An 11,012-nucleotide genomic window follows, 5' to 3' on the forward strand; every position below is an offset into this window, starting at 1 on the left:
ATTCAAGTATTGATATACAAAAAAAGAGGCAACCTTTAGTTACCTCTTTTTAGTACACCCTCAGGGACTCGAACCCTGGACCCATTGATTAAGAGTCAATTGCTCTACCAGCTGAGCTAAGAGTGCAACATGTTATTTTCATTGCAACCGTGAATTTGTACACCCTCAGGGATTCGAACCCTGGACCCACTGATTAAGAGTCAGTTGCTCTACCAACTGAGCTAAGAGTGCTTAATTCCTCGTTTGCGGTTGCAAAAGTAGGTCTTTTATTTTATTTGACCAAACAATCATGCAGCTTTTTTACTATCTTTTTTTCGTCTTTATTCGAACACATAAAGCTCGGAAGGCGTATTTCGCTTTAAAGCAAGTAGTTGCACATCTTTACCTACAAGAATACCTTTGTTCTTTAATTTCCATTCCACCGTTTTATAAGCTAGCTCCGGATGATTATTGTCTTTACTTAAATGACACAACCAGATATATCGCAAATGTTCAGTGATATTTTCCGCTAAAAACTCCGCAGTATCAGAGTTACTCATATGTCCGGTCTTACTTGCAATCCGCTCTTTCAAATATTGAGGATAAGGCCCCATTTTGAGCATTTCCTCATCATAGTTAGCTTCAAGTATCAGATAATGGGCCTTACTGATATAATGGGCAGCTGTAGGAGTAATTTCTCCAAGGTCCGTTAAGAAAGAAAAGACTTTGCCGTCGATTTCAATGCAATACCCCACATTGTCCGTTCCATCATGCGGCACTTCAAAAGATTCGATATGGAAATCCTCCAAAGTCATCGGCTCTTGCTTTTCCAGATAACGAACTGACGAGCTGAGTTTCTCCGTCATACAATAGCTACGATTTATTCCAGCATGAATACGTGCGGTTGTATAAACAGGAATATTCATTTTTTCTCCCAGATTACCCACAGCTTTGATATGGTCAGCATGATCGTGCGTTATAAATACCGCACGAATACTATCCATCAAGATATTATAATCTTTCAGTGTTTTTTTGATAGTACGTATACCGATTCCGGCATCTATCAGTATTCCATAGGTTTCAGTGCCCAGATAATAACAGTTCCCACTACTGCCACTCGCCAGGCTTATAAATTTTACTTTCATGTTTTATCCTCTTTATTAAAATGCAAAATGCCGTCAACTTTTACAGCAAAGTGACGGCAAATATACATAAAAAAGAATAGAATTACCGAGAAGATTCCTTCTTTTTGTCGATGGATTCGGTGATTTTCGCAAATAATAGTAGCGCTACAGCGGCAATCAGGCCAATAGCAGCAAAGTAATACCATATATAATGGGCATTTGCGCTAGCTGCCTCCCACGCTGCCCGTGTCTCGAACAAAGCAGGATCCGGACAATATTTGGTGAGCAGAATTCCCGCCAGACCAAAACCAAAGATGGAAGAAAGAAAGGAATGTAAATGACTGAACCCTAAATACATTCCTTCTTCGCCTTTAGGAGCCTGCAAAGAGAAATATTCCAGATAACGTGGCGAAATAAAACATTCGGCAAGTGCCTGTACCACTATACCTGTAATCATCATCAGGGTAATATTGCTCATGCCTGTAATAAGATCATTGCCCAGCAAGTTTCCACATGCCATCAGCAACGCCGAAAAAGGAATCAAAAACATTCCCACATTCATCGAAGTAATCGCACTGCGCTTTGCCATCAAACGTGTGATAAAGCTAACGCAACAAACCACCACAAAAGGATTCACATTAGCAATCCAGCCCGGTTTCGCCGTCTCGCCGGCCAACCGGATCACATATTTAGGCATAGTGGCGTAAAGTTGCTGTTGCACCATCCAGAACCCTGTAACAATCAGAATAAGAATCAATAAACGCCAGTTGGTGATGATGCGCATAAATCCTTGCCCAATCTCACGGAGACTTTTTCCTTCACCAGCCGTGTGCGTTGATTTATAAAGGAGAATAACAGCAAGCAAAGCAATAATTGTCATCGCACCGGAGAAATAATTAATATAGATATACGCTTGTTCACCAATAACATTACGCAAAGGATCGATAATTGTTTTACCGGTAAAAGCACCTACATTTACCATCATATAAAAGATGGAATAACCACGCGCACGCGTTGCCTCTGTTGTTTCTTTAGCTACAGACGCAGAAATGATGGACTTAATGAAAGAACCTCCCACCATAAGCACAAACAAGACAGGCACAATGATCCACCGGGTATAGCTATCGGGCAAACCATTAAATTGAGTAGTGACGCCATAACTAACCAAGCCGGCAGCTTCCAGCAAAGTGGGCAATACTCCCAATCCTAAATATCCGACGGATAATAAGGAAAATGCTATAATCATTGACTTCCGGAAACCGATCTTATCAGCATAAGCACCGGAAAAAATAGGAAGCAGATACAACCCGCCGGAAAAAAGCCCGGAAATCATACTTGCTTCAAAATCATTAAAACCTAAAATGGAAGATAGATAAATAGTGAGAACGATGAAAACGGCATAATATGCCATACGCTCAAACAGTTCGACTGTGTTGCTGACCCAAAATGCTCTCGTAAAGCCTTTAGCAGCACGCTGAGGGGAATTGTTCATGTATTTATTAATTTATTAAAATGTTAATTTGAGACAAAGATACGTTTTTTTGGCTTACTGTCTGTATCTTTGTTCAAAATTAGGTAATTAAAAACTATGATTATAGCTGTTGATTTTGACGGAACGATTGTAGAACATCGTTATCCACGCATTGGTGAAGAAATTCCATTCGCTGTTGACACATTGAAGTTATTGCAACAAGAAAAGCATCGTTTAATACTATGGAGTGTGCGTGAAGGGGCACTTTTGGACGAAGCTGTCGAATGGTGTAAAGCCAGAGGTTTAGAATTTTATGCCGTTAATAAGGATTATCCTGAAGAACAAAAAGACCATCAGGGATTTTCACGAAAGTTGAAAGCCGATATGTTCATTGACGATCGGAACTTAGGCGGTTTGCCGGATTGGGGAGTTATTTATGCAATGATTAAAGAGAAAAAGACGTTTGCGGATATTTATGGCCAAAACGGAGAAGAGGAAAAAACATCATCAAAAAAGAAGAAAAGATGGCTGCCTTTCTAATAAATAGAAAAATAGCAAGCTGACAGATATACAAAAAAATAGATGATGCACTCTTATCCGACATGATTAAGAGTGCATTTCTATATGATGAAATAACTTATCTCCCAACATGGAATGGCCATTTACTACGATTCTCTGTTTTCCCACTTTTCCCTGAACTCCCATAGTTGCTCAATAGTAGGATAAAAAGTCGGATTTTCCCAGTTTCTGGAAATCATAGCAATCAACGATTCCAAATACGATTTACCATCAATAATTGTAGTACATTGATTGACCTGATATCTTTCAGTTGGATAATTCTTTGTTTCGATCATCTTTTTTGCCCAGTTCAGTAACTCCTGGACAGCTTCATTGTCATAAGTATGTTGCGCCATATTTTTAGAATTTTCCACAAAGATACAAAGTTTATTTATTCATAAACAAGGAATAACCGAAGAACTGGCAGAGATTCTACAAGTTGTGCTATCAGCAAAGAACAATTTCAAGATTTTTTATGTTTATATAAATAGAGATAAACTTAAAAATAGAACGACTTATGATTTATGATTTCTTATTCCCCACAAAATCGAATACAACAAAAGTGTCTTTGTTGCTATTGGCTGTCCGGATCATCTTCGGCATATTATTAATGAACCATGGTATCCAAAAATGGAGTAATTTCCAAGAGCTTTCTACGGCATTTCCTGATCCGCTTGGAATAGGAAGTCCCCTGTCTCTCGGATTAGCTATTTTTGGTGAACTTGTATGTTCAATGGCATTTATTGTAGGCTTCTTGTATCGCTTGGCAATGATCCCGATGATTTTCACGATGATAGTAGCTTTCTTTGTTGTTCACGCAAATGACGTATTTGCTGTTAAAGAGCTAGCTTTCATTTATTTAGTGGTATTCATATTGATGTATATTGCTGGTCCGGGTAAATTTTCAATAGACCATATCATAGGAAACGAATTGTCAAGACGAAAATCAAGAACATACAAAAATTAGAAATAATCCCCCTGATTAATTAAAAAATATTATATTTGCATACTTGTATGAGAGAAATTATCAATATTTTTTATTAATCAAAAAAAAATGTTTTAACATGAAAAGAGGGAAACTGACTTTAGTCGCAGTAGTGCTTAGCGGTAGCTTATTATTCAGTTCTTGTGTAGGATCATTCAGTTTATTCAACCGCCTGTCTTCCTGGAATCAATCAGTTGGAAACAAGTTTGTAAACGAACTCGTATTCCTTGCTTTCAACATTGTTCCGGTTTATGGTGTAGCTTACCTGGCTGATGCTTTAGTTATCAATTCTATCGAATTTTGGAGTGGTTCCAATCCGATGGCTAATGTAGGTGACGTAAAGAAAGTAAAAGGAGAGAACGGCAACTACATGGTGAAAACTCTTGAGAATGGATATTCTATTACTAAAGAAGGCGAAACTGCTTCAATGGATTTGATTTACAACAAAGAAGCTAACACATGGAACGTCGTTGCAAACGGTGAAAGCGCTGAATTAGTAAAAATGAACAATGACGGCACTGCTGATTTGTTCTTACCGAATGGCGAAAAGATGAATGTAACGTTGGATGCTCAAGGCATGCTGGCAGCACGCCAGGCTACAATGAGTAATCTTATGTTTGCCGCCCGCTAAAAATAAAAACAAATACGAAGGAGATGAAACTACTTATTGAAGTTTCATCTCCTTTTTCAATCTCATCTTCTATCCAGCATCTTTTTATACTATGAATAAACTATATACACTTATCTATTCTGCTCTCATATTCACTTGTCTATCCTGTCAACAACAAACTCCCCAAACTCAAATAGAACAAACAGCCATAGATTTCTGCGAAGCCTTCTACAATTTCAATTATCCGGTCGCCAAAGCATGGAGTACCCCTTCTTCCCTGTCCTATCTTAGCTTTTTAGCGTCCAATGTGCGGCAAACTCATCTGGATCAGCTCAAGACACGAGGTGCTGCGAAAGTTTCTGTTATTTTAAGCAAGATAGATGCTAATTCAGAGGAAGCGACGGTTGTTTGCCAAATAAAAAATGCATTCGTCATCAATCCTGTTGAAGGGAAAATGGAATATATGAACTCTCTGCAAGATACCCTCCAATTAGTAAGAGAAAATAATAAATGGCTGATTAGAAAGGATATCCCACAGCAAAATGAAAGGCAAAGTCACGACTAAATTTAGGATGAATAATCGGGAAATGTTCTTTCTTCGTTTCATAGGCGGGATTGACTGCTTTCATACCTCCATCAAAACGAAGGATGAAGAAATCTAAATCCAGGCGAAGCCCTAGTCCATAGGCCACGGCTATTTGCTTATAAAACTTGTCAAACTTGAAAACTCCTCCTGGTTGGTTGGCATAATTCCGGATAGTCCAGATATTACCTGCATCAATAAATGCCGCTCCCTGAAATTTCCAGAATAATTTGCTTCGGTATTCAATGCTGGCATCCAGCTTAATATCTCCCGATTGATCGAGCAAATTTCCATTTCCGGCAAAAGAACCCGGTCCCAAATCGCGAACTGCCCATCCGCGAACACTATTGGCTCCACCGGAGAAGTATTGTTTCTCAAACGGAATCGTTTTTGCATTTCCATAAGGCACAGCTATTCCCACACCGGCATGAAACGCAAAAGAGTTACGATGGTCGATTCTGATATTTTTAGCAAAATCAAACTCTCCTTTCAGATATTGAGCATAAGGAATTCCCAAAATAGCGTATTCACCATTACTATTCTTCCGAATATTGGTAGCTTTAGACAGGGCATACATTATATTTCCCGCCGACTCGAAATTAAAACGGATGGAGTATGAATTAGAAGCAATCGTATTGTTAATAATAGACCCTCCCACGCTATTATAATTATAGCTATATCCCATATTTACAATTAATCGATTCTGATAATTATACTGGAAAATATGGTTCTGTCCTTTATTAATATAGTCTTCTTTAAACCTGTCAGAGATACGAGGCAAATATAGAAAAGCAATATTAATCAAATCAATACGGTGTTGTATCTTTTGACGTTGTGTCCACTTGTAGCTCCAGTTGGCAGAAGCCATCGTACGCAGGAATTCCGGGCGCAACTGATAATTATACTGCAAACCAAACTCTGTTGTCGCCCTGATTTTCCGTTTAAAATCAGAGGAAATGAAAGGGAACAGAAAATTAGGGAAGTTGATACTCGTTTCCACCCCGTACTCTGTATAGTTATTATTCGAATAACCTGCCTGAAGTCCGGAAATAACTTCATACGCTCCGCGGAATTTTATCATAAAAGTTTCCGATCCGCGAAAAAGATTCCTGTTCTGGAAAGAGACGGAAGCTGCCGCTCCCAAGTCACCGGCAGAATTAGTTCCCTCTACCTCGAAAGCTACTGATTTATGTTTGCTCTTGGTCAGCATCACATAACAATCGAGCATCGTTGAATCTCCTATTTGAGTCTCAATAAAACGAATATTTGTATATTTCAATGCCGATAAACGTCCAAAACTGGAATAGGTCTGCTGCACATCGCGCTCATTATACAGGTCGCCGGAAGCAAACCGAAGGTTATCCATAAGAACTTTAGGACGCAAATAGAGTTTATCCTTATAGTAAATCGGATATCCCTTATAATGAACCGAATCATTGATGTCCACACTGCTCATTGCCGAGGACTGTAAAACATCATAATCCGTAATAAAATTAATCTTATTGATCCAATATTGCCGATGTTCTCTTGCCGAATCACTTGCGTGAGCTTTATACATCTGCAAATGTTGAGTCAGATCTACATTATAAGTATTACGAACGGTATCGGCAGTATATCCGATATAGTCCTTATTAAATTTATAGTAACCATTCCGAAGTAACTTATTCGTGATACGTTGCCTGTCCGCGTCCAATACATTCACATCAAAATACATTCCTTCCTTCAGCAAACTTCTGGCAGAATCCTGTTTGAGAAGCGCAGCTATTTTAGGATCATAAATATCATATTTGATAGATTGGACAACGTATGGCTTGCCTGCCGTTACATCATAATAGACTTTGATCTTTTTCTTTTTTACTTTAGTCGAACGTTTCACTGTTGCTGCCATATATCCCATATTATGCACAGCCTTAGTGATCTCTTCTTCAGAGCGTTGCGCTTCGTCCTCGCTATATATTACGGGAGCATCCCCTATTCTTCTCAAGAACTTATTCCCCCATTTGGTCGAATCACGCCCCGACAAATTGTACACATAAAGTTGGGTCTTTATCAGACTGAACCACTTGGCATTAGGATTTTGGCGAACATACATACGCAAGGAAGAAGGCCGTATATTTTTTTGGTCCGTACGAATTTTAACTTCATCCAGCAGGTAAGATCCATCCGGCACAAACTTAGTGGTAGTACACGAAGCAAGTGACAAGACAGCAGCAGAAGCAAGCAAATAAAGAAAATTTCTCCTCATACGGTTTTACATCGATAGCATGAAAAATGCGCTTACAAAGATAAATTATATTTTCTGACGGGGAAAATAATTTAAGAAAAAGAGAGGAAAGTAAGGATAGATTGGAAATATCTTTATAGCTTTGCAAAAGAATATCAAATCTATGGCATCATTAAGTAAAAACAAAATAAAGTATATCCACTCGCTGGAACTGAAAAAAATACGTAAAGAAGAGCGGGTATTTCTGGCTGAAGGGCCTAAATTGGTAGGTGATTTACTCGGACATTTCCCCTGTCGTTTTTTAGCTGCCACTCCCTCCTGGCTTCAGGAACATCCGGGTATTGACACAAGTGAACTGGCAGAAGTTTCACAGGAAGATCTTTCACGGGCCAGTTTATTGAAAACTCCCCAACAGGTACTTGCCATTTTCGAACAACCACAATACGCACTGGATACGGAAGCAGTCCGCCAATCGCTTTGCCTTGCATTGGATGATGTGCAAGATCCCGGAAATCTGGGTACTATTATCCGTTTGGCCGACTGGTTTGGCATCGAACATATCATCTGCTCGCAGAATACGGTAGATGTATATAACCCTAAGACCATACAGGCCACTATGGGCGGAATTGCCCGGGTGAAAGTACATTATACTTCTCTTCCCGATTTTATCCGGTCGCTCGGAGATACTCCTGTGTTCGGTACGTTCCTGGATGGGGAAAATATATATGAACAACCATTGTCGGCCAATGGCTTGATAGTAATGGGAAATGAAGGGAATGGCATAGGGAAAGAGGTAGCCACATTAATCAACCGAAAATTATATATCCCCAATTACCCGGCAGGCCAAGAGACATCCGAGTCTCTGAATGTAGCCATTGCTACCGCAGTAATCTGTGCCGAGTTCCGTCGACAGGCTGCATGGAAGTAAAATCAAAAGGATAAAACAAATAAGGAAATAAAGCTTCCCCCTTCTTTTCTGCTTCCTGCAGATACTCATTAAAACATTGGGAAGATTGATTCGAAACACTGGGAAGATTGATTTGAAACACTGGGATGTTTTTTAAAATCATCCCAGTGTTTTTTATTTCCTTCATCTGACTTTCAGAAAGCAGCACAATCACTCCCGGCATCCATTCAACCGATTCAATCTCTCCGGTCAATGGGAATACACCTCGGGCAACTCCTTTGTCGGTGATCTCTACCACCTGCTGCTTCATATATCCGACAGCAGGTATCAGCAAATAATGAGAAGCAAAGCGTTTCATTACAATTAGTTGTTTGAGCGTCTTTGCTGTTGCTGCCTGCGTTGATTCATCTGGCGTTCCTTTCTTTGCTCAATCCGTTCCTTTTGGATATGCTGTTCCACCTGAATCTGCTCCGGCTTCTTCTCACGATGAGTTCCCGTACGACGACGGTTCATCTCTTCCGGTGTCAGACGCTGCATGTCATCTTTATTCTTGTCTATGACTTTATGTAAAGAGTCAACATTTTCTTTAGTAGCTATCTTCTTCAAAGAATCCGCTTTCAATGCTTTTATCTTATTCAAAGAATCACGTACGGCAAATGCGAGCGTATCCGTACAATGATAACGAGTCATCACGAAGCGGTCAGCCAATACTGCTCCGCCTTTTTCCTGGCTATCCATCGGATAATAAATGAAACCTTTTATTTCTTTCATCGAACCTAATGTATCTGCAAACAAACGAATTTGTTGCACACCCGATTCAGTCACCGTTTTCCAATGATTGATCGTATCTTTTTCATAAATCACCTGCATGGCCATAGTGACACCTCTTAAAGAGTCGGCAAGCATCGGTTCCAGGAAACGATACCGCACCTCCCATACCAATGTATCCCGGTCTTTGTAGTTAGAGTCGGTCGGCAAAGTAAATACATATTGATTATCCATCATTTCACCGGTCAAACGTATCATACGCTGCCACGGCCAGACATCGATACTATCACCCTGCTTGGTCATTTTCGGTTTCTTATCACGCTTGGCTATCAGGTCACCAACAAGTTCCTGTTCGTCTTTCAAGCGTTTTTTCACCTTATCATAAATTTTCGATAAAATTTCTGTGTTACGGGTATACCAAACCATGGATGAGTCAAATGCAGCTTGTGTAGTCCCATATTTCTTGAAAACGGCGTCGATATATAATGCTTTCTTATAGTTCTCACTATAAGGCAAATTATCTCCCATAGACTTTGCCACATGATAATCATACAGCAAATTCTCCATCTTCGATTCCGAGATTACATCACTGGGTCTTTTCACTTTACACCCGGCTACCGCAAAAACGAACATGCAGATGAGACACAGATGAAACCGAAATTTATTTTTCATGATCCGTAGTTTCCTTTTTATCTTTATCCAGCGAATGATAAGACTCATTCAAATATTTACTATAAAAGAGTAATAAGGCAATGATACCGCAACTGATAGCGGCATCTGCAAAATTAAAGATCGGACTAAAGAATATAAAATGCTCTCCACCCACAAACGGCATCCATGTAGGCCAGTTTGTATCTATAATCGGAAAGTAAAACATATCCACCACTTTTCCGTAAAACCAGGTAGAATATCCACCACCTTCGGGCATGAAACTGGCAATCTGCGAATGAGTGCTTTCATTGAAAATAACTCCATAGAACACGCTATCTATGATATTCCCCAAAGCACCGGTCAGAATAAGAGCCACACAGACGATATAACCTGTTTTAAACCCTTTCTTTATGATTTTATAGAGATACCACCCTATCAATGCTACCGCAACAATGCGGAATGTTGTCAGGAATAACTTGCCGAAGATTTCCATGCCGAAAGCCATCCCGTTGTTTTCGGTGAAATAGATATAAAACCAATCTGTCACACGTATGCTTTCATGCCAGTACATGTGAGTTTTAATCCAGACCTTGATGATCTGGTCAATAATCAATACGGAAAAGATAACGAGAAGGGCAATTCTCCCCTTCGTGAATAGTTTCTTCATGTGTTTATTATAAGTTAAACATAACGAGCTACAAGTGCCGTGCGTAAACTTTGCGCAGCTACTTGTAGCTCGTTACCTGTAGCCTACTTGCTATCTGTTATTTTTTACCACTGTTCTTTGCTTCAATGCTTAATGTAGCATGAGGAACAGCACGCAGGCGCTCTGCCGGAATCAACTTTCCGGTTTCACGGCAAATGCCGTACGTTTTATTCTCAATACGTACCAAAGCTGCTTGTAATCCTTGAATAAACTTCAGCTGACGTTGTGCCAGTCGGGTTGTCTCTTCCTTGGAGAGCGTATTAGCTCCTTCTTCCAATACTTTATACGTAGGAGATGTATCATCGGTATCATTACCGTCCAGTCCCATCAAACTTTTCTTCAACTGTTCATAGTCACGTTGTGCCAATTCCAGTTTCTCCATAATAATGGCACGGAATTCCTCGAGTTCCGCATCCGAATATCTAGTCTTTTCTGCCATAACTTTA

Annotated in this window: 13 protein-coding genes and 2 tRNA genes; 5 read left to right on the forward strand and 10 right to left on the reverse strand. The window is 39.7% G+C overall.

Annotated elements, in window-relative coordinates; genetic code table 11:
- Positions 1 to 53 precede the first annotated feature (53 nt).
- From GD631_RS16090 to GD631_RS16105, 4 genes are all read right to left on the reverse strand, one after another.
- Positions 54 to 126, reverse strand: a tRNA-Lys gene (locus GD631_RS16090).
- 32 nt (positions 127 to 158) lie between these two features.
- Positions 159 to 231 (reverse strand) — tRNA-Lys (locus GD631_RS16095).
- Between the two features lie 89 nt (positions 232 to 320).
- Positions 321 to 1,124, reverse strand: coding sequence for an MBL fold metallo-hydrolase (locus GD631_RS16100; protein WP_117685434.1), 804 nt, complete (start codon positions 1,122 to 1,124; stop codon positions 321 to 323).
- A gap of 82 nt (positions 1,125 to 1,206) precedes the next feature.
- Positions 1,207 to 2,595 carry a peptide MFS transporter gene (locus GD631_RS16105; protein ID WP_143258577.1) on the reverse strand — a complete coding sequence of 463 codons (1,389 nt, stop codon included), beginning with the start codon at positions 2,593 to 2,595 and terminating at the stop codon, positions 1,207 to 1,209.
- A gap of 96 nt (positions 2,596 to 2,691) precedes the next feature.
- On the opposite strand from GD631_RS16105, the gene GD631_RS16110 reads away from it, so the two are divergent.
- On the forward strand, positions 2,692 to 3,114 hold the full coding sequence (locus tag GD631_RS16110) for a BT0820 family HAD-type phosphatase (RefSeq protein WP_143258578.1): 423 nt from the start codon (positions 2,692 to 2,694) through the stop codon (positions 3,112 to 3,114).
- 125 nt (positions 3,115 to 3,239) lie between these two features.
- Here GD631_RS16110 and GD631_RS16115 read toward each other — a convergent pair whose 3' ends face one another.
- Positions 3,240 to 3,488 (reverse strand): DUF6965 family protein, encoded by a 249-nt coding sequence (locus tag GD631_RS16115; protein ID WP_143258759.1) that lies wholly within the window; start codon positions 3,486 to 3,488, stop codon positions 3,240 to 3,242.
- A 161-nt stretch (positions 3,489 to 3,649) separates the two neighbouring features.
- Here GD631_RS16115 and GD631_RS16120 point away from each other — a divergent pair, with 161 nt between their 5' ends.
- The 3 genes from GD631_RS16120 (at position 3,650) to GD631_RS16130 (ending at position 5,292) form a co-directional block, all read left to right on the forward strand.
- Complete coding sequence (locus tag GD631_RS16120) at positions 3,650 to 4,099, forward strand: DoxX family protein (protein WP_143258579.1); 450 nt, start codon at positions 3,650 to 3,652, stop codon at positions 4,097 to 4,099.
- A 97-nt stretch (positions 4,100 to 4,196) separates the two neighbouring features.
- Positions 4,197 to 4,748, forward strand: coding sequence for a DUF3332 domain-containing protein (locus GD631_RS16125; RefSeq protein WP_004316429.1), 552 nt, complete (start codon positions 4,197 to 4,199; stop codon positions 4,746 to 4,748).
- Positions 4,749 to 4,839: 91 nt separating this feature from the next.
- Positions 4,840 to 5,292 carry a nuclear transport factor 2 family protein gene (locus GD631_RS16130; RefSeq protein WP_143258580.1) on the forward strand — a complete coding sequence of 151 codons (453 nt, stop codon included), beginning with the start codon at positions 4,840 to 4,842 and terminating at the stop codon, positions 5,290 to 5,292.
- Here GD631_RS16130 and tamL read toward each other — a convergent pair.
- The gene (gene tamL, locus GD631_RS16135) at positions 5,246 to 7,555 is read right to left on the reverse strand and encodes a translocation and assembly module lipoprotein TamL (RefSeq protein ID WP_143258581.1); all 2,310 of its coding nucleotides are present in this window, start codon (positions 7,553 to 7,555) and stop codon (positions 5,246 to 5,248) included. The two genes, GD631_RS16130 and tamL, sit on opposite strands and share 47 nt — an antisense overlap.
- Positions 7,556 to 7,697: 142 nt before the next feature.
- On the opposite strand from tamL, the gene GD631_RS16140 reads away from it, so the two are divergent.
- Complete coding sequence (locus GD631_RS16140; protein ID WP_143258582.1) at positions 7,698 to 8,462, forward strand: TrmH family RNA methyltransferase; 765 nt, start codon at positions 7,698 to 7,700, stop codon at positions 8,460 to 8,462.
- Here the strand turns inward: GD631_RS16140 and GD631_RS16145 are convergent.
- The 4 genes from GD631_RS16145 to GD631_RS16160 all read right to left on the reverse strand — a co-directional run bounded on the left by GD631_RS16145 (position 8,413) and on the right by GD631_RS16160 (position 11,005).
- On the reverse strand, positions 8,413 to 8,799 hold the full coding sequence (locus GD631_RS16145; protein ID WP_143258583.1) for a hypothetical protein: 387 nt from the start codon (positions 8,797 to 8,799) through the stop codon (positions 8,413 to 8,415). The two genes, GD631_RS16140 and GD631_RS16145, sit on opposite strands and share 50 nt — an antisense overlap.
- 5 nt (positions 8,800 to 8,804) lie before the next feature.
- The gene (locus tag GD631_RS16150) at positions 8,805 to 9,881 is read right to left on the reverse strand and encodes a DUF4296 domain-containing protein (RefSeq protein WP_143258584.1); all 1,077 of its coding nucleotides are present in this window, start codon (positions 9,879 to 9,881) and stop codon (positions 8,805 to 8,807) included.
- Positions 9,871 to 10,527: a lipoprotein signal peptidase gene (locus GD631_RS16155; protein WP_143258585.1), complete on the reverse strand. Its 657-nt coding sequence runs from the start codon at positions 10,525 to 10,527 to the stop codon at positions 9,871 to 9,873. Before GD631_RS16155 ends, GD631_RS16150 begins: the two co-directional genes overlap by 11 nt.
- Before the next feature lie 97 nt (positions 10,528 to 10,624).
- Positions 10,625 to 11,005 carry a TraR/DksA family transcriptional regulator gene (locus tag GD631_RS16160; RefSeq protein WP_004295883.1) on the reverse strand — a complete coding sequence of 127 codons (381 nt, stop codon included), beginning with the start codon at positions 11,003 to 11,005 and terminating at the stop codon, positions 10,625 to 10,627.
- Positions 11,006 to 11,012: the final 7 nt, after the last annotated feature.

The sequence above is a fragment of the Bacteroides luhongzhouii genome (genome assembly GCF_009193295.2).
GTDB lineage: Bacteria > Bacteroidota > Bacteroidia > Bacteroidales > Bacteroidaceae > Bacteroides > Bacteroides luhongzhouii.